Raw genomic sequence first — 18,069 nt, forward strand, 5'->3', positions numbered from 1 at the left:
AAAACCTAAAGAAAACGCCCTGGGTTGAGCAGATTCTGCGGGTCCAGGGCGGCCTTGATAGTGCGCATCAGGCCCAGCGCCACGGGGTCTTTTCTTTGGGCCAACTCGTCGCGTTTGAGTTGGCCAATGCCATGTTCCGCCGAGATGGAACCGCCAAATTCGCCAACTGCGTCGTAGACAAGCTGGTTGATCGGGCTTTCAAAGTGGGCTAAAAATTCGGCCGGCGCCATGTCCGGTGGGGACTGCACGTTGTAGTGCAGATTGCCATCGCCCATATGGCCGAAATTCACCATGCGCAAGCCGGGGAGGTGCGCGGCCAGGCGGGCATCGGTGGCTGCTACAAATTCAGGAATCCTGGAAACCGGCACTGCAATATCGTGCTTAATGTTGAGCCCCTCTTTGCTCTGCGCCATCGAGATGGATTCGCGCAACTGCCAAAAGTTGCGTGACTGCGCCAAGCTCTCGGCGATGAGCGCGTCTTGAATCGATCCATCTTCCAGCGCGAGATTCAGCAAAGACTCGAATTGCGTGCGCGTGTGGGCCGGGTCGTCGCTGCTGGAAAGCTCTAGCAAAACCGTCCACGGACTGCTCGGCAAGTCTTGGCGGAGCTGCGGTAGGTGCTGGCGCACGAGTTGCAGCGAAAACGCGTTCATCACCTCAAACGCCGTCAGGGCGGGCCCCGCCCGCCCGCGGGCCAGGCTCAGCAGCGCCAATGCTGCATCAAGGGACTTGCAGGTGACCAGTGCCGTCATTTGCGACCTGGGCTGAGGGACCAGGGCCAGCGTCGCTGCTGTGATAACGCCCAAGGTGCCTTCGCTGCCGATGAATAAATCGCGCAGGTCATAACCGGTATTGTCTTTGCGCAGGCCCGAAAGGCCGGACCAGACATCGCCCGCAGCGGTTACCACTTCAAGCCCAAGACACATTGCGCGTGCGTTGCCGTAACGCAGTACTTGCGTACCACCGGCATTGGTCGCGAGGTTGCCGCCGATAGTGCAACTGCCCTCAGAGGCCAAGCTTAAAGGGAACAGCAAGCCTTGGGCCTCGGCTGCCAATTGGGCACTTTGCAGCGTACAGCCTGCTTCAACCGTTAGGGTGAGATTGGGAATATCCAGTTCACGCACCTGGTTCAGCCGCTCCAGGCTCAACAGCAATTGCGATCCATCACTGGAGGGCACGCCACCACCGACCAAGCCAGTGTTGCCGCCTTGGGGAACGAGGCTAACGCCATATCGCGCGCACAACTGCACCACGCCGGCAACCTGGGCGGTCGACGCCGGCCGGGCAATCGCCAGGGCTCGCCCCTGGTAGCGGCCGCGCCAGTCTTGTTGATAGCGCGACCAGTCACCGTTCAGCAACAAGCCTGCTTCGCCCAGCAACTCACGCAGGGCGCTCAGCAATTGGGGGTTCATGTTCATGCGGCCTTGGCAGCGGCCAGCCGCAGGCGCACATGGAGCGCGCAGGCGATAAAGATGAGTACGCTCAGAAGCACTTCTGCGGTGGCCAGCCACACGGCGGGGCCCTGCTCGCTGGTGGCGCGCACTGCGCCCTCCGCAAAGTACAGCCAGATCATCAGGCTCAGCCAGCGAAAGGTGTAAATGCGGTAGCGCCACAGGCCCAGCATGGGGATCAGCAATGGCAAAGCCTTGATGGCCAGGGTGCCTCGCCCGGTGGGGGCCAGCCAGAGCTCCCAAACCAGGCAAAGCACGAACAAGGCAATCACGCTGGCCAGGGCCAAAGCCCGTGTTTGGGCTTCCCGCGGCAAGGCTTGGGTGCGGGCTGATGGGGCGTTAGGCGATGAAATTTCAGGCCCGCGCGCATGCTGGGGCGGATGATCGGCAGGGTGCGAAGGAGAGGATGTGGGTGACATGCTGGCATCATAGCCAGCATGAGCAATTTTTCTCTCGATCAAGACCCCGCCGGCGCGGCTGGCGAGGCTGGTAATAGCGCGGCCACAGATCTGCGCGTGGCTGAACAACAAGCCTTCACGCATCCCTATGCACCCATGGACTCACGCGCAACAAGCGCAGAATTTCCGCCCAGCAGAGGCGCTGCACCTGTTGAAACTGCGGAGAAGTCCTCACTTCTGAATAGCGCGGTGCTGACCCGTTTGTGGCGTTTGGTGACCGACCTGCGCACCCGTTTTCAGGAAGAGCATCTGGGTTTGACGGCTGGCAGCCTGACCTTCACTACCCTGATTTCTCTGGTACCTTTGCTGACGGTGATGTTGGCCTTGTTCACCGCGTTCCCGATTTTTTCGTCTTTTCAGTCGGCGCTGGAAAAGTACTTTTTGCAGAACCTCATTCCCGCCAATATCGCGCATCCCGTGATGGTGGGCTTGTCGCAATTCGCGGCCAAGGCCAAGGGTCTTGGATCCATGGGTTTGGTGTTTTTGGGCTTCACGGCGCTGGCCTTGATGCTCACCATCGACCAGACCTTGAACCAAATATGGCGCGTCAAGCGGCCGCGTCCGATCGCGCAGCGGGTGCTTGTGTATTGGGCAGCGCTGACCTTGGGGCCGCTGATTCTCGGCGCCAGTATTGCGTTCACCAGCTACGCCATCACCACTGGGCAAGACTTGTTGGGTGATTTGCCCAGCAAGTGGCACAAGGCGCTCAACGGTTTGCAATTGCTCGTGATGGCGGGCGGCGTCGCGGGCTTGTTCCACTACGTGCCCAACACCCATGTGCGTTGGCGCCATGCCTTTTTGGGCGGGTTGTTCGTGGCCGTCGCCTTTTCGGTGGCCAAGTGGGGTTTGGCGCTGTACCTGAAGGCGGTGCCGACCTATTCGACCCTTTATGGCGCGTTTGCCATCGTGCCCATTTTTCTGATTTGGCTCTACCTCAGCTGGGTCATCATGCTGATCGGCGCAGTACTGGCCGCCAACGCGCCCAGCCTGGCGGGCGGCATGCAGCGGCGCCGTGAGGCCCCTGGCATGGGTTTGGAGTTGGCGCTAGATGTGCTGCGGGCCTTGTGGCTCGCTCAGCAGGAGGGGCTGGGCGGTTTGGCCAGTTCGGCCTTGGCGAGGCGCCTGCGTCTGGACCCCCTGCAGCTTGAAGGTGCGGTGGACAGCCTGGTGGCGTTGGATTGGGTAGGCCGCCTGGAAGAGGGCGGTGCCCAGCGCCTGACACTGTTGTGCGCCCCTTCACAGGTTCCCGCCGCGACCTTGATCCGGGCGCTGCTGGCTGAACGCTCTCCGGCGCTCGGGCCGTTATGGCGATACAGCGATTGGGATCATTTGAGCCTCGCTCATTTGCTCGGGATAGGCTCGGACGCAGATCCCGTTTAGCACCCGCTTGCCGCCCTTCAGGCGGCCACGGCTGAGGGTATCTTCAGGAGTGCAGCACCACCAGCAGCGCTATTGCGCTTTGGTCAGTGACATTGCGGATGGCGTGGGGGCCGTCGACCGCATACCGTGCAGTTTCACCGTTTGACAGCGATTGCGTCAGTCCGCCCGCGCTCACCTGCAAGCTGCCTTTGAGAACGCTCAGGTGTTCGCGCGAGCCGGGCTCGTGCGCGGCTGATGCGAGCGCACCGCCGGGTTGCACCGTCAATTCATACCATTCAAATTGCCCGGCCAGGTCGATGGGGCCCAGGATGCGCAGCTGGCACAGGCCATCTGGGCTGCTCATGGCCGGCGTGCTATGCGCCGGCACGATCTCGATGGCGGGCGGGCTGCTCCGCTCGCCGCCCAATAGCTCCGCCAACTCAACGCGCAGGGCATTGGCCAAACGCCAGACCACGGCAACGGTCGGGTTTGCCTGATTGCGTTCAATCTGCGACAACATCGACTTGGACACACCTGCACGGCGCGAGAGCTCGTCCAGCGAGAGGCCTTGGGCCTGCCTGAGGGCTTGCAAGGTCAGGCCCACATTGGGGGGTTGCTGATTGTCTGGGTTCGCGATCGACATGCTTGACCTTAATGCACAAATCCTAGATACTGAACAAACTTTCGATATATCGAACTAAGTTCAATTTAGTGAATTGTGCCCCAGGAGAGACCACATGGCCACCACTCAAGACTTTTATGTTCATCTGCAAAATGAATTGCAAGGCATTCGCGAGGCGGGCTTGTACAAGAGCGAGCGTGTCATAACCGGTGCGCAAGGGCCCGTGGTGCACACCCATGACGGTCGTGAAGTCATCAATCTGTGTGCCAACAACTACCTGGGGTTGTCCTCGCACCCCCAGGTGATTGAAGCGGCCCACGAGGCCTTGCGCACCCACGGCTATGGCCTGTCATCGGTGCGCTTCATCTGCGGTACGCAAGATCTGCACAAGACGCTGGAACAACGCCTGGCCCGCTTTTTGGGTACGGAAGACACCATCTTGTACGCGGCCGCCTTCGACGCGAATGGCGGCTTGTTCGAGCCCTTGCTCGGGGAGCAGGATGCGATCATCAGCGACGAACTTAATCACGCCTCCATCATCGACGGCATCCGACTGTGCAAGGCTATGCGCTATCGCTACAAGCACAACGATATGGCCGATCTGGAGCGTTGCCTCAAAGAAGCCAAGGTGGCCGGCGCGCGCCACACCCTGGTGTTCACCGATGGCGTTTTCTCGATGGACGGTACGATCGCGCAGCTCGACAAAATCCGCGACATCACTGACCGTTACGGCGCTTTGCTGGGCATTGATGAATGCCATGCCAGCGGTTTCATGGGCCCGACGGGGCGCGGCACGCACGAGTACCGCAAGGTCTTTGGCAAGGTCGACATCATCACCGGCACCTTGGGCAAGGCGCTGGGTGGCGCGTCCGGTGGTTTTACCAGCGGACGCAAAGAGGTGATTGAACTGTTGCGGCAGCGCTCGCGGCCCTATTTGTTCAGCAATACGGTGGCGCCCAGCATCGTCGGCGCGTCTATCGCGGTACTGGATTTGCTGGAGGGCTCCACCGCGCTGCGCGACAAGTTGGAGACCAACACAGCCTACTTCCGCAAGGCCATTCAGGCGGCAGGCTTTGAGATCAAGCCCGGCACACATCCGATTGTTCCCATCATGGTGTACGACGCGGTAATGGCGCAAAAACTCAGCGCCCGCATTCTGGAACTCGGGATTTACGCCGTGGGATTTTTCTTTCCAGTCGTACCCAAGGGACAGGCGCGTATCCGCGTGCAGGTGTCGGCCGCGCACGAGCGCGAGCATCTTGAAAAAGCCGTGGCCGCCTTCACCCAGGCAGGTCGCGAGCTGGGCCTGATCAAGGCATAACTCCGTTTACAAGCGGTATCGCAGAGCTATGACAAAAATTCTCATCATCGGCGCCAACGGCCAAATTGGCTCGGAACTTGCCGTCGAATTGGCCTTGCGCCACGGCAACGCCAACATCATTACCAGCGATCTCGCGCCGCAAGGCCGCGTCCCCCAGTTGCACCATGAGATGCTGGATGTGACGGATGCCGCTGCCTTGGCCGCTGTGGTCAAACGCCACGGCATTACGCAGATCTATCACCTTGCCGCGGCACTCTCCGCTACCGGCGAAAAGCACCCGATGTGGGCCTGGGACCTGAACATGAAAGGCCTGCTCAATGTGCTGGAGTTGGCACGGGTGCAGAAGCTGGCGCGGGTGTTCTGGCCCAGCTCCATCGCCGCCTTCGGCCCTTCGACCCCCAGCCTTGACACGCCCCAAAGCACCGTGATGGATCCCACCACGATCTACGGCATCTCGAAGTTGGCCGGTGAGCGTTGGTGCGCCTGGTATCACGCCAACCATGGTGTCGATGTGCGCAGCCTTCGCTACCCAGGCTTGATCAGTTACAAGACCCCGCCTGGCGGCGGCACCACCGACTACGCGGTCGACATCTTTCACCATGCGCTCAAGACGGGCAGCTACAACTGCTTTCTGGAGGCCGGGCAGGGGCTGCCCATGATGTACATGCCTGATGCCCTGAGAGCCACGATTGAATTGATGGAAGCACCGGCCGAGCAGATCAAGCAGCGCGGCTCGTACAACCTGGCGGGTGTGAGTTTCACGCCGGCTGAAATTGCCGAAACAATACGCCAGCATCTGCCCGCTTTTGAAATGCGTTATGCCCCCGACTTCCGGCAAGCTATTGCGGCCAGTTGGCCTCAGCGCATTGACGACCGCGAAGCCCGGCAGGATTGGGGCTGGCGCTTGCGCTACGACCTGCCTGCCATCGTGTCTGACATGCTGAAGGAGTTGGGCACAGCTTTGGCCAAGGCTTGATCCCAGGCTTGGCCCCAGTTCGCAGCGGGAATGGCATAGTCAGGCCTGTCCAGAGAATCTCACCTTTTCGGTATGACAGACCTCAACACCCATTCCGCCGAACGGCAATTGCTGCGTCAGTTGTTTGATGCCGCCGTGCATGCTGTTGATCCTCTGGTTTGTGTGCCCCCGGCATTGCCCGAGCGGCCGCGTCAGGGCCGCGTGATCGTGCTGGGTGCGGGCAAGGCGGCGGCGCGCATGGCGCTTGCGGTTGAGCGGGCCTGGGGGCTGGATGGCGAGAGTGCTCGCGCTGGGGATGGGCTGGCTCCGGTGCAAGGCTTGGTTGTCACTCGCTACGGGCATGGCGAGCCGACCCAGTGCATCAAAGTGCTTGAAGCCGGCCATCCTTTGAGCGATGCGGCCAGCGCCGATGCCACTTTGCAAATGGTGGCCTTGGCCCAAAGTGCGCGGCCGCAGGATTTGGTGCTGTGCCTGATTTCGGGCGGCGGGTCAGCCTTGATGAGCCTGCCTGCCGAGGGCATCAGCGCGGTGGACAAGCGCCGGGTCATCGCGCAGCTTTTGCAATGCGGGGCGCCGATCGCGGACATCAATCACGTGCGCTGCCAATTGTCTGCTGTCAAAGGGGGCAAGCTGGCCCAAGCCTGCCGGGACGCGAAGCTGGTGACTTTGGTGATTTCAGATGTGCCCGGCGATGATCCCGCCATCGTTGCGTCGGGGCCAACCTTGCCGGACACCAGCACACCTGCGATGGCACTGGAGATTTTGCAGCGCTACCGCGTTGCCCTGCCTGAATCGGTGCGTTACCTGTTGGAGCATCAATGCGTGCCCGCCGAGCCGCTGGCCCAGGGCCCGCGTAAGGTGGTCGTTATTGCCACTGCTCAGCACAGCATGGAGGCCGCCGCTCAATTGGCGCGTCAACACGGCTTGCAGCCTTTGGTGCTGGGTGGCAGTCTGGAGGGGGAATCGCGCGATGTTGCTGCCGTTCATGCCGGAATTGCGCGCCAGATCCGTGCCTTCGGGCAGCCGCTTGTGGCCCCTTGCGTGATCTTGAGCGGAGGCGAAACCACGGTGACGGTGCGGGGTACCGGGCGCGGTGGCCGTAACGCCGAGTTTCTGCTGGCTCTGGCACATGCCGCGGCAGATGTGCCACGGCTCTACGCCCTGGCCTGCGACACCGATGGCATCGACGGCATGGAAGACAATGCCGGTGCTTTACTGGACCCTGGCAGCTTGGCTCGGGCCAAGGCCTTGGGCCTTTCGGCCCGCGATTTTCTTGACCGCAATGACGCCTACAGCTATTTCAGCGCCTTGGGCGACTTGGTGGTCACCGGCCCAACCCGCACCAATGTGAACGACTTTCGAGCCATTTTGCTGCGTTGATCCGAGCAATTCGATCGTTAGATTCGATCGTTAGTTTTGAGCGCTAGGCCAGCGTCTGGCGCAGGGCGGCAAGCAAGGCTTCCGGCGCCTCTTGCATCAGGGCATGGCCGCAGGGCAGCAAGACTGTGCGCGCGCGCAGGGCTTGTCCCAAGGCGAAACTTTGCTTGGGCGGCGTCATCTGGTCACGTTCGCCCAACAGCAAGATGCACGGGGCGGTGACGCGGGCGGCGGCCTCCAGCCCGGCGGCGTAGGCATCGCACACCCGAAAATCGTGCTCGAACAAGTTGAGCGCAAGCTGCTGCTTTTGAACCCGCTGCATCAAAGCCCTGTTGCCACCGTGCAACCAGGCGCCGGGGCCGGGGAATGAGGGTTTGGCGGCCCAGCTTGAGTGGCTGAATTTGTTCACCATCGCGATGGCATCTTGCGGATGCTCGCGGGCGGTGTCCAGCAAGGCCGGCGACACCTTCATGGGGTACGCCGTGCCCACCATCGCCAGGCGCAAGGCTCGCTGCGGCGCCTGGGCCGCGGCTTCCAGCGCAATCAACGAGCCCATGCTGTGTCCAACAAGGTGGGCCTGCTGGACGCCCGCCGCATCCAGTGCCGCCAGCACCCAGCGCCCCAAGGCTTCCACCGAGTCCTGCACCGGCGCTGCAGCGCTGCGCCCGTGGCCAGGCAAGTCCAAGGCCAGCACGCCATAGCCGTGGTGGGCAAACCAGCGTGCCAGCAGGTTCCAGACGCTGTGATCATGCAATGCGCCATGAATGAAGACGATGCAAGGCAGGCTGGGGGCAAAGGGCTTGCCGCCCGTGTAGGCGTAGATTTCGTGGTCTTTAACAGTGAGTTTCATGGTTGCCCCTTCGTCCTCTTCTTCATCTTTTCCAGCGTTATTTCGCGGCAAGCTTGAGCGCACGCTTGAGGTCGTCGATCAAGTCGTCGGCGTCTTCCAAGCCGATGGACAGGCGGATGGTGCCCGGCGTGATGCCGGCTTGGGCCAGAGCCTGGTCGTCCATGCGGAAGTGGGTGGTTGACGCCGGATGGATCACCAGAGAGCGGCAATCCCCCACATTGGCCAGGTGGGAGAAGATTTGCAGCGACTCGATCAAGCGGCGCCCATGCTCGCGTGTGCCTTTTAAGTCAAAGCTGAACACCGACCCGCAGCCACGAGGCATCAGTTGTTGCGCCAGGGCATGGTCAGGGTGGGTGGTGAGGCCGGGGTAGGCCACTCGGCCAATCATGGCGTGGCCACTCAGGAATTCGGCAACTTTCTGGGCGTTTTGCACATGCCGCTGCATCCGCAGTGACAGCGTCTCGATACCTTGGAGGATCAGCCATGCCGTGTGGGGACTCATGCAGGCGCCGAAATCGCGCAGGCCCTCGCGGCGCGCCCGCAGCAAGAAAGCGCCGACGGTGCTTTCTTCTGTGAACACCATGTCGTGGAAGCCCGGATAGGGCTCGCACAGTTCTGCAAATAAGCCGTGCCTGGCGTGCCCAGCGTCCCAGTCGAAGGTGCCGCCGTCAACCAGCACCCCGCCCACCACGGTGCCATGGCCGCTCAGGAATTTGGTGGCTGAGTGGCAAATCAGGTCCGCCCCGTGCTCGAACGGGCGCAGCAACCACGGCGTGGTCAAGGTGGCGTCAACCAGCAGTGGACGGCCCAAGTCATGGGCGATTTCGGCGACGCGCGGAATGTCCAGCACGTCCAGGCCGGGGTTGCCCAGGGTTTCGCCAAAAAGCAATTTGGTGTTGGGCTGGATGGCAGCCCGCCAGCCGTCAATGTCATTGGGGCGGACGAAGGTGGTTTCAATGCCAAAGCGGCGCAGGGTGTAATGCAGCAGATTGTGCGAACCTCCATAGAGCGCGCTGCTGGCAACGACGTGCGAGCCGGCGCCTGCAAGCGTGGCAATGGCGAGGTGCAGCGCCGCCTGGCCGCTGCTGGTGGCCACGGCGCCAATGCCGCCCTCCAGGGCCGCCATGCGCTCCTCGAACACCGCGGTGGTGGGGTTGGAGATGCGTGAGTACACATGCCCGGGTCGTTCCAGATTGAACAAGGCTGCGGCATGTTCGGTATTTTCGAAGACGAAAGAGGTGCTCAAGTGCAGCGGCGTGGCCCGTGCGCCCGTGCTGGGATCGGGGGCAGCGCCGGCATGAAGTGCCAGTGTGTCGAAAGCGGGATCGGCATAGCCAGACATGGTGTCTCCGAGGTGTTTGCTGCGCAGATTGTGTGCTATGTTTCCACTCGTTCGAGAGTTACGGGGCACTGGCCCGGTTTTAGAGGAGATAGCCATGAAAGTCGTCGACATCTTGCGCGTCAAGGGCGGCACCTTGTTCACCGTCACGCCTGATGAATCGCTGGCACAGGCCCTGACCGCCATGGCCGAACGCGACATCGGTTCACTGGTGGTCATGGAGCACGGCGATCTGGTCGGCATGTTGACCTTTCGTGAAGTGATCGGGGCCATCTCCCGCAATGGCGGGTCCGTGGGTACTTCACAAGTGCGCAGCGTGATGGACGACCATCCGCTGACCTGCACGCCGGAGACTGAAATCGACGAAATCCGGCGCATGATGCTGGGCCGCCATGCGCGCTATATGCCGGTTCTGAACGGTCGTACCTTGATGGGCGTGATTTCGTTCTACGACGTGGCCAAGGCAGTGGTTGACGGGCAAGACTTCGAGAACCGCATGCTCAAAGCCTATATCCGTGACTGGCCGGTTGAAGAAAACCCCGAAGCAGCGGGCGAGTCCAAGTTCTGAGATATTGGGTTAGGGCTAACGACCTGTTACGACGGGTAGTACGGGCTGTCGTTTTTCTGGGCTCCTGGGGCGGTGGGGTTGCCACCCGATAGAATCGGGGCTGCCCCATCAATCCAGGTTTCCTCATGTCAGGCAGCACTTTCGGCGAGTTGTTTCGTGTCACCAATTTTGGCGAAAGCCATGGCCCGGCCATTGGCTGCGTGATTGATGGCTGCCCACCCGGCTTGCCGCTGACCGAGGCCGACATCCAGCCTGAGTTGGATCGCCGCCGCCCCGGTACCTCGCGCCACGTCACCCAGCGCAATGAGCCCGACACCGTGGAAATCCTCTCCGGCGTCTATGAGGGCCAAACCACGGGCACGCCGATCTGCCTGCTGATCAAAAACACTGACCAGCGTAGCAAGGACTACGGCAATATCCTGGATACCTTCCGCCCGGGGCATGCCGACTACACCTACTGGCGCAAATACGGTCTGCGCGACCCGCGCGGCGGTGGCCGTAGTTCTGCCCGCCTGACGGCCCCCATGGTGGGCGCTGGCGCGGTGGCTCGCAAATGGCTCCAGGCGACCCATGGGGTGGGCTTTCGCGGCTGCATGACGCAGTTGGGTGAGATCGAGATTCCTTTTGAGGGTTGGGAGCACGTGCCCAACAACCCGTTTTTTGCCGCCAATGTCAGCAAGATCGCCGAGTTGGAAAGCTACATGGATGCGCTGCGCAAGAGCGGTGACTCCGTGGGTGCGCGCATCCGAGTGGAAGCCACCGGCGTGCCGGTTGGCCTAGGCGAGCCCTTGTTCGACAAGCTCGACGCGGATATCGCCTACGCCTTGATGGGCATCAACGCCGTCAAAGGCGTGGAGATTGGTGAAGGTTTCGGTGTGGTCGCACAGCGCGGCAGCGCGCATGGCGACGAACTCACGCCCCTGGGTTTTGCCAGCAACAACTCAGGCGGTGTGCTGGGGGGCATTTCCACCGGGCAAGACGTCGTGGCCTCCATCGCCATCAAGCCCACAAGCTCAATTCGCACGCCCAAAGGCTCCATCAACCGTGCGGGTGAACCCGCCGTGGTGGAAACCTTTGGCCGCCATGACCCCTGCGTCGGCATTCGCGCCACGCCCATCGCTGAGGCTATGTTGGCCTTGGTCTTGATGGACCATGTGCTGCGGCACCGGGCGCAGTGCGGCGATGTTCAATTGCCGATTGAGGCCATTGCCGCCATGGCGCCTGGGCGTTGACTGTGTCGTCGAGCGAGGGGGCTTCGGCCCAACTCGCCAGCCCCTCCAGTTCATCCCGCACCTTGGCCGCCTGCGCGGCACTGTCGTTTGCCTATTTCGCGGCCATTGGCGGATTCAATCCCTACGCACCGCTTTGGTACAAGGATTTGGGGCTGCCTGTGTTCGCCATTGGCGTGCTGATGTCCTTGCAGAGCTGGACGCGCTTGTTCGCGCCCTACATCTGGGGCGCATTGGCTGACCGCACGGGTCAACGGGTGGCGATCATCCGCTGGTCGGCCCTGGCCAGCTTTGTGGCCGCTTTGGGTTTTTTGCTGCCGCCGCATTTTGCGACGCTGGTATTGGCCACGTTTTTGATGTTCACCTTCAATGCCGCCATCGTGCCTTTGTCCGAGGTGATCGTGGCGGGGCAGCTGAACGATGGCCAAGGTGGCATGGATGCTCGGCGTTATGGTCGGGTGCGCATGTGGGGCTCCATCGGTTTTTTGGCCACCGTGTTGGTGGCCGGCTGGTGGTTTGACCACTTCGGCATGAAGGCGTTTGCGGGCACCATTCTGCTCATGCTGGGCTTGGTCGTACTCATGGCCTGGCAGGTGCCCAAGCAGTCGGTAGTCACACATGCGCATGTGGATTTGCCCGGCCCGCCCATTGCCGAGGTGCTGCGCCAGCCGCATGTGCGCTGGTTTTTTTGGGGTGTATTCCTGACTGTGCTGGCGCATTCGGCGCTGTACTCCTTCTTCAGCCTGTACCTGGACTCTTTGGGTTATGGAAAGCCGACGGTTGGCCTGTTGTGGGCGATTTCCGTGGTGATCGAAATCAGTTGGTTCGCCCTGCAGGGGCGTTTGCTGGAGCGCGGCACCTTGCACCACTGGCTGGCAGCGGCGGCCGTGCTGAGTGCGATTCGGTTTGCGTTGATTGCTGCTTTTGGCGGTAACTTGACGATCTTGATGCTGGCGCAGTGCACGCATGCCATCACCTTTGCCGCGCAGCACACGGCTTGCATTGCCTTGATCACGCGCTACTTTCCAGGGCAGCTGCGCGGCCGGGGGCAGGCGCTTTACTCCGTGTTGGGTTATGGGTGTTCAGGCGTTCTGGGGGGTGTTGGCGGGGCTTGGTTGGCTGCTAGCCAGGGCTATCCATCGGTGTTTTGGGCGGCCAGTGCAGCCGCGATGATGGGGGCGCTGTGCTGTTGGCGCAGCTTCAAGCTCAGCCCGGACCTTGCTCGAGTTATGCCGTAACTTTGCTTTTTTTGCAGACCAGCACAGCCTTACGGCAGTTCGTCGCATTGGCTCTGGAAACGCCAGGCACCGTCCTTACACTGCGGCCAATTTCAAGATTTTGAGTTGGGGGACGACATGACGCAGATTCGCTTGAGCGCACGGCGCAAAGTTTGGTGGATGGGTGCGGTGCTGGCAACCTTGGTGGCAGCCGGTGCGGCCGTCACCGTTTTCGCCAGCAAGGGCGGCGACGCCAAGAAGCCGGCTGACGACAAGACAGCAGCCGTGGTGCTTGAGTTTTTGCCCACTGAAGTGACCCAGCCCAGCCGCGTCAGCATGCCAGGCCAGATTGAATTCTCCGGGCCGCTGGTGGCGCCCGGCACGGTCATTGTGCGGGCTAAGGCGACGGGCAGTCTCCTGAGCTTGAATGTGGGGGAGGGCAGCCGGGTCAAGCAGGGCCAAGTGCTGGGTCAACTGGATCTGGAAGAGCTGCGCTACCGGGTGGCTGAACGCCATGCAGAAGTTGCCTCCGCCAAGGCGCAGCTGGAGCAGGCGGACCGCCACTACACGGCCAGCCAGGGCTTGGCGGCGCAGAACTTCATTGCCTCCACCGCGCTGGATACCTCGCGTGCCGCCATGGAGGCCGCGCGCGCCAAACTGCTGAGCGCCCAGGCGCAACTGGATACCTCGCAAGTCACCTTGCGCCAGGCGGCTTTGGTAGCGCCCATCAATGGCATTGTCTCCAAGCGGTTTGCCCTGCCGGGAGAGAAGCTGGCGCCGGAGCAGCAGGTTTTGAGCATCGTTGATTTGAGCCGTTTGGAGCTGGCCGGTCTGGTTGGCACGCACGAGGTCAGCCGCCTGCAGCCTGGCATGCCCGTGCAAGTCAGGGTGGAAGGAACCGAGCAGCCCGTGGAGGCGCACATCAGCCGCATCGCCCCGGCAGCCGAGCCGGGCACCCGCTCCATCGTGGTGACCTTGGTGCTGGACAATCCCCAAGAGCAATTTCGTGCGGGTCAATATGCGGTGGCCAAGGTGGCCTTGCCCGACGATGCCCAGCGCTTGTCCGTGCCGGACACCGCCATCAGCAGCAGCGGCGGGCAGGAGCAGGTTTGGCTCATCGAGGGCGACAGCCTGGTGCGTCGCATCGTCACCACCGGCCGTCACGACAACCGCGAGGGCCGCGTTGAAATTCTTCAAGGCCTGACGCTCAACTCCCAGGTGCTGGCTTCACGATTCGACAATCTGCGCGAGGGCGCCAAGATCAGCGTGGTGGCCGCCAAGCGCAAAGATCCCAAACTGGCCAGCGCAACGGCATCAGCCGCCAGCGCCAGCGTCAGCACCGGCAATTGAGGGCCTGAGCATCATGTGGATGACCCGAATCTCGATTCAAAACCCGGTCTTTGCGACCATGGTGATGGTGGCCCTGTGTGTCCTGGGCTTGTTCAGTTATGCCAAGCTGGGCGTAGAGAACATGCCCGACATCTCCATCCCGGTGGCCACGGTCGATGTGCGCTATCCCGGCGCATCGCCCGAAGCGGTTGAGCGTGAAGTCGCCAAGCCGCTGGAGGAGGCGCTCAACACCGTGGCGGGCGTAGAGCGCGTCTCGTCTCGCAGTTATGAAGGCCGTGTGCAAGCCCAGGTCGAGTTCACGCTGAACGCCGACATGAATCGCGCCATGCAGGAGGTGCGCGATCGCGTGGCGGCGGTTCAAGCCGTGTTCCCGAAGGACGTCAAGGCGGCGTCGGTGTCGCGTGAGCAAATGGACAACGCGCAGCCCGTCGTGGTGCTGGCCCTGATGAGCAAGACTCGGCCGGCCCGCGAACTCTCGATGATGAGCGAGCTGATCGTCGCCAAACGCCTGAGTCGTGTTGAAGGCGTGGCTCGTGTGGACGTGGGCGGCATGGTCAGCCGCGAGGTGCGTATCGATCTCGACCCGCTGCGACTGCGTGCGTATGGCGTGACGCCCGCCGAAATTTCTGCGGCGCTGAAAGACGCCAACGCAGATCAGCCGGTGGGCTTGCTTTCCGACCGCAGCGCCGACGCCCTCTTGCGCGTTGAAGGCCGGGTGCGCGACCCCAAACAGTTCACGCAAATTGTGGTGGCGCGCCGGGGCAATCTGGTGCTCACGCTGGGCGATATGGGCAGTTTGGTGGAACGTGAGCGCGAGCCCGACAGCATCGCCCGCATCAATGGGTCGCAGGCGGTCACCTTCAACGTCTTCAAGCAACAAGACGCCAATGTCGTGAAAACCGGTGAGGCCGTGAAAGAGGCTCTGGCCGAGTTGCGTACCACCTTGCCGCAAGACGTGGACTTGAGCCTGATGTATGCCAACTCTGACTTCGTCAAGAGCTCGCTTGACGGCTTGCAGCACACCCTGATTGAGGGCGCCTTGCTCACAGTGGCCATTGTTTTCTTGTTCCTGCACAGCTGGCGCTCAACCATCATCACGGGTTTGACGCTGCCGATTTCGGTGATCTCCAGCTTCATTGCGGTACATGCTTTCGGATTCACCTTGAACTTCATGACGATGATGGCCTTGAGCCTGTGCATCGGCTTGTTGATCGACGATGCCATCGTGGTGCGGGAGAACATCGTGCGCCACGTCAGCCTGGGAAAGAGCCATCGGCAGGCTGCGTTCGACGGTACGAATGAAATTGGCCTGGCCGTCATGGCCACCACCTTTGCCATCTGCGCGGTGTTTGTACCGGTCGCCTTCATGGGCGGCATCATCGGCAAGTTTTTCTATCCCTTCGGCATCACGGTGGCGGTGGCCGTGCTGGTGAGCCTATTCGTTAGCTTCACGCTGGACCCGATGTTGTCGTCGATCTGGCGCGACCCGCCCAGCACCTACCTGCAGAAGCTGCCGGTGATGGGCGCGCTGATCCGCGGGACCGATCGGGGCATGGAGGTGCTGCACCGTGCCTATGAGCGGCTGTTGCGCTGGGCCTTTTCGGGTCGCCGCTACCGCGTGTTTGTGCCGCCGATCCCCGTGTGGGGCCACCCCTTCGACGCGGCCGGGCAGCGCGACAAAAGCCAGCCACGGCGCCTGCGCCTGGCCACACTCACCCCGCGCGGCCTGGTGTTGTGGGCCGGTGTGCTGAGTCTGGTGCTGGCCTTGGTGCTTGTGCCTTTTGTTGGCAGCGAGTTTGCGCCTGAGACCGACCAAGGCTTCACTCAGGTGAACTTGCGCATGCCCGTGGCGTCCAGCCTCGAGCGCTCCAATGCCAAGGTGGCGCAGGTGGAAGATATTCTCTCGGCCTACCCGGAGATCCGGATGCTTTCCACCGTGGTGGGCAGCACCGGTGAGGGCATGTCCACAGGCAGAAATCAGGCGGCGCTGAACATCGCTTTGGTTGACCGCAAAGACCGCAAACGCAGCCAAAAGCAGGTTGAAGATGCGATCCGGGCGGACATCGCCAAAATTCCGGGCATCGAAACCAGCGTGGGTTTCAATCGTCCGATCTGGATCACCATCCTCGGAACCGACCCCGAGGTGCTGACGCGCGTCACGCAAGAGTTCGCGGCCAAGCTGAAGACCGTTCGCGGCGCGGTGGATGTCGACAGCACGGTCAAGCCCGGCTTGCCTGCGTATGCGGTGCGCCTAAAGGATTCTGCGGTTCGTGAATTGGGGCTGACTGCGCCACAAATCGCTGCGTCGCTGCGCGCCTACGTCAATGGCGAGGTGGCCACCTACTGGACCACGCCCGACGGCAATCAGGTGGAAGTACTCTTGCGCCTGCCGCGTGAGCAACGCGAGCGCATCGACCAAATGAGCAAGCTGCCCGTGGCCTTCGCCAAGGACGGCTCGCCCATCACCCTGGACCAGGTGGCCACGGTCGAGCCGGTGTTCAACCCTGAGGTGATCCGGCGTCAAAACCTGCAGCGGCGTGAGGCCGTGTTTGCGGGGGTTGAAGGCCGCCCCTCAGGCGACGTCAATGCCGACGTTCAAAAACTGATCAAGGCGACTGAGTTGCCGCCCGGCATCCGCTTCAATGTAGACGGTGCGGGCAAGCAGCAGGCCGATGCGTTCAAGGGTTTGATGGCGGCCATGGGCCTGGCGGTGATCTTCATCTACATCGTGCTGGCCAGCCAATTTGGCAGTTTTGTACAACCTATCGCCATCATGGCGTCCTTGCCCTTGTCCTTGATCGGCGTGATGCTGGCCTTGCTGCTTTGGCGCAGCACGCTCAATGTGTTTTCGATGATTGGCCTGGTGATGTTGATGGGCTTGGTCACCAAGAATGCCATTTTGCTGGTCGACTTTGCCAACCATGCGCGCAAAGCCGGCGCCACCATTCCAGCGGCCTTGCTGGAGGCGGGCCTGATCCGCATGCGGCCCATCATCATGACGACGGCGGCCATGGTGTTCGGTATGTTGCCCATGGCAATAGCCTTGAACGACGGCGGGGAGATTCAAGCCCCGATGGGGCGCGCCATCATCGGCGGTGTGATCACCTCTACGCTCTTGACGCTGGTGGTGGTGCCGGTGCTGTACTCCTACCTGGTGCGTGAGCGCAAGGCGTCTGGCGTGGCGAATGCGCAGGGGCATGTCTATGGGCATGGGCAGGGATCAGCGCAGGCCGGCTTGGCTTGCGCTGCAGGGCTGGAGTTGGCAGGTAAAGGCCTGGAAGCCCCGGCGTCAAGCGTTTAAAGGGCCGGGCGGCGTGGCGGCATCCGACAGCAGCTGCGCGGCCTGTGCCAGCTCGAAACTGGCCACCGCGTCGCGAAATTCGACGTAATGGGTCCCGAGCAGGCTCTTGAATACTGCCTCGTGCGCGTACAGCAGGTCGCCGGCAAAGGCGTCGTCACGCGCCAGCAAATCAAGCATGTCGCTGCGCAGTTGGGCGGCTGAGGCCCGCTGGCTTGGGGGGGCGGCAGGCCCTGTCATGGCTACTGCTGCCGCATCCTTGGGTCGGCTGAAATGTGCGTGCAAGGTTTTTTGCAACTGCGCCAACAGGCTTTGCGCAGCCAGCAGAGGGCGGTCATATTCGGTACGCTCGCTTCGGCGATGCACCAGGGCCTCCAAGGTGTGTGCTTGTTGCTGCAAGGCTTCCGCACCGATGTTTGCGGCCACCGATTTGAAGGAGTGGATCTGGCACTCCGCGAGGGACCAATTTTCTGCGTTGAGCGCGGCGAGAAATTTGTCGAACACCGCTTCTTGTGAACGGCCCAGGCGTTGCAACAAACCGACATAGAGTGCCCGATCGCCCATCATGTGGCTCAAGCCCACCGACAGGTTCAGTCCGCCGTCTCGGGCGATTTCTTCCAGGGCATCAGCGGGTGACGGGGTGGAGTCGGTCAT

15 protein-coding genes are annotated in these 18,069 nt (G+C 62.0%); 9 read left to right on the forward strand and 6 right to left on the reverse strand.

The features are described from left to right. Nucleotides 1-5: 5 nt before the first annotated feature. Both PRZ01_RS08075 and PRZ01_RS08080 read right to left on the reverse strand, forming a co-directional pair. Complete coding sequence (locus tag PRZ01_RS08075) at nt 6-1,412, reverse strand: FAD-binding oxidoreductase (protein ID WP_273596425.1); 1,407 nt, start codon at nt 1,410-1,412, stop codon at nt 6-8. A gap of 2 nt (nt 1,413-1,414) precedes the next feature. Beyond that, a complete protein-coding gene (locus PRZ01_RS08080; protein WP_273596258.1) occupies nt 1,415-1,870 on the reverse strand; it encodes a DUF2069 domain-containing protein in 456 nt (151 codons plus the stop codon). Between the two features lie 18 nt (nt 1,871-1,888). Between PRZ01_RS08080 and PRZ01_RS08085 the strand changes: the two genes are divergently transcribed. Then, nucleotides 1,889-3,289 (forward strand): YihY family inner membrane protein, encoded by a 1,401-nt coding sequence (locus tag PRZ01_RS08085; RefSeq protein WP_273596259.1) that lies wholly within the window; start codon nt 1,889-1,891, stop codon nt 3,287-3,289. 43 nt (nt 3,290-3,332) lie between these two features. On the opposite strand, the gene PRZ01_RS08090 is transcribed toward PRZ01_RS08085, so the two are convergent. Continuing rightward, entirely contained in the window at nt 3,333-3,911 is a 579-nt protein-coding gene (locus PRZ01_RS08090) for a helix-turn-helix domain-containing protein (protein ID WP_273596260.1), read from the reverse strand. A 94-nt stretch (nt 3,912-4,005) separates the two neighbouring features. Between PRZ01_RS08090 and kbl the strand changes: the two genes are divergently transcribed. From kbl to PRZ01_RS08105, 3 genes are all read left to right on the forward strand, one after another. Continuing rightward, on the forward strand, nt 4,006-5,211 hold the full coding sequence (gene kbl, locus PRZ01_RS08095; RefSeq protein WP_273596261.1) for a glycine C-acetyltransferase: 1,206 nt from the start codon (nt 4,006-4,008) through the stop codon (nt 5,209-5,211). 28 nt (nt 5,212-5,239) lie between these two features. Then, a complete protein-coding gene (locus PRZ01_RS08100; protein WP_273596262.1) occupies nt 5,240-6,187 on the forward strand; it encodes an NAD-dependent epimerase/dehydratase family protein in 948 nt (315 codons plus the stop codon). Between the two features lie 72 nt (nt 6,188-6,259). Next, on the forward strand, nt 6,260-7,567 hold the full coding sequence (locus PRZ01_RS08105; RefSeq protein ID WP_273596263.1) for a glycerate kinase type-2 family protein: 1,308 nt from the start codon (nt 6,260-6,262) through the stop codon (nt 7,565-7,567). A gap of 43 nt (nt 7,568-7,610) precedes the next feature. Here the strand turns inward: PRZ01_RS08105 and PRZ01_RS08110 are convergent, their stop codons facing one another. Continuing rightward, on the reverse strand, nt 7,611-8,414 hold the full coding sequence (locus tag PRZ01_RS08110) for an alpha/beta fold hydrolase (RefSeq protein WP_273596264.1): 804 nt from the start codon (nt 8,412-8,414) through the stop codon (nt 7,611-7,613). Between the two features lie 37 nt (nt 8,415-8,451). Then, nucleotides 8,452-9,756, reverse strand: a complete 1,305-nt coding sequence (locus tag PRZ01_RS08115; protein WP_273596265.1) for an O-acetylhomoserine aminocarboxypropyltransferase — start codon at nt 9,754-9,756, stop codon at nt 8,452-8,454. 94 nt (nt 9,757-9,850) lie between these two features. On the opposite strand from PRZ01_RS08115, the gene PRZ01_RS08120 reads away from it, so the two are divergent. From PRZ01_RS08120 to PRZ01_RS08140, 5 genes are all read left to right on the forward strand, one after another. Continuing rightward, nucleotides 9,851-10,321 carry a CBS domain-containing protein gene (locus PRZ01_RS08120; protein WP_273596266.1) on the forward strand — a complete coding sequence of 157 codons (471 nt, stop codon included), beginning with the start codon at nt 9,851-9,853 and terminating at the stop codon, nt 10,319-10,321. Nucleotides 10,322-10,446: 125 nt separating this feature from the next. Next, nucleotides 10,447-11,553, forward strand: a complete 1,107-nt coding sequence (aroC, locus tag PRZ01_RS08125; RefSeq protein WP_273596267.1) for a chorismate synthase — start codon at nt 10,447-10,449, stop codon at nt 11,551-11,553. 2 nt (nt 11,554-11,555) lie between these two features. Then, nucleotides 11,556-12,788, forward strand: coding sequence for an MFS transporter (locus PRZ01_RS08130; RefSeq protein WP_273596426.1), 1,233 nt, complete (start codon nt 11,556-11,558; stop codon nt 12,786-12,788). A gap of 117 nt (nt 12,789-12,905) precedes the next feature. Beyond that, complete coding sequence (locus PRZ01_RS08135; protein ID WP_273596268.1) at nt 12,906-14,117, forward strand: efflux RND transporter periplasmic adaptor subunit; 1,212 nt, start codon at nt 12,906-12,908, stop codon at nt 14,115-14,117. 13 nt (nt 14,118-14,130) lie between these two features. Beyond that, nucleotides 14,131-17,418, forward strand: a complete 3,288-nt coding sequence (locus PRZ01_RS08140; RefSeq protein WP_273596269.1) for an efflux RND transporter permease subunit — start codon at nt 14,131-14,133, stop codon at nt 17,416-17,418. Here the strand turns inward: PRZ01_RS08140 and PRZ01_RS08145 are convergent. Then, nucleotides 17,407-18,069, reverse strand: a complete 663-nt coding sequence (locus PRZ01_RS08145; RefSeq protein ID WP_273596270.1) for an Hpt domain-containing protein — start codon at nt 18,067-18,069, stop codon at nt 17,407-17,409. The genes PRZ01_RS08140 and PRZ01_RS08145 overlap by 12 nt on opposite strands.

The sequence above is a fragment of the Roseateles koreensis genome (assembly GCF_028595305.1).
GTDB classification, from domain to species: Bacteria; Pseudomonadota; Gammaproteobacteria; order Burkholderiales; family Burkholderiaceae_C; genus Paucibacter_A; species Paucibacter_A koreensis.

Coding starts and splice junctions, on each gene's coding strand:
- PRZ01_RS08105 (WP_273596263.1), top strand. CDS start 6,260: ATGACAGACCTCAACACCCATTCCGCCGAACGGCAATTGCTGCGTCAG.
- aroC (WP_273596267.1), top strand. CDS start 10,447: ATGTCAGGCAGCACTTTCGGCGAGTTGTTTCGTGTCACCAATTTTGGC.
- PRZ01_RS08100 (WP_273596262.1), top strand. CDS start 5,240: ATGACAAAAATTCTCATCATCGGCGCCAACGGCCAAATTGGCTCGGAA.
- kbl (WP_273596261.1), top strand. CDS start 4,006: ATGGCCACCACTCAAGACTTTTATGTTCATCTGCAAAATGAATTGCAA.
- PRZ01_RS08140 (WP_273596269.1), top strand. CDS start 14,131: ATGTGGATGACCCGAATCTCGATTCAAAACCCGGTCTTTGCGACCATG.
- PRZ01_RS08145 (WP_273596270.1), bottom strand. CDS start 18,069: ATGACCGACTCCACCCCGTCACCCGCTGATGCCCTGGAAGAAATCGCC.
- PRZ01_RS08120 (WP_273596266.1), top strand. CDS start 9,851: ATGAAAGTCGTCGACATCTTGCGCGTCAAGGGCGGCACCTTGTTCACC.
- PRZ01_RS08135 (WP_273596268.1), top strand. CDS start 12,906: ATGACGCAGATTCGCTTGAGCGCACGGCGCAAAGTTTGGTGGATGGGT.
- PRZ01_RS08085 (WP_273596259.1), top strand. CDS start 1,889: ATGAGCAATTTTTCTCTCGATCAAGACCCCGCCGGCGCGGCTGGCGAG.
- PRZ01_RS08110 (WP_273596264.1), bottom strand. CDS start 8,414: ATGAAACTCACTGTTAAAGACCACGAAATCTACGCCTACACGGGCGGC.
- PRZ01_RS08115 (WP_273596265.1), bottom strand. CDS start 9,756: ATGTCTGGCTATGCCGATCCCGCTTTCGACACACTGGCACTTCATGCC.
- PRZ01_RS08090 (WP_273596260.1), bottom strand. CDS start 3,911: ATGTCGATCGCGAACCCAGACAATCAGCAACCCCCCAATGTGGGCCTG.
- PRZ01_RS08080 (WP_273596258.1), bottom strand. CDS start 1,870: ATGTCACCCACATCCTCTCCTTCGCACCCTGCCGATCATCCGCCCCAG.
- PRZ01_RS08075 (WP_273596425.1), bottom strand. CDS start 1,412: ATGAACCCCCAATTGCTGAGCGCCCTGCGTGAGTTGCTGGGCGAAGCA.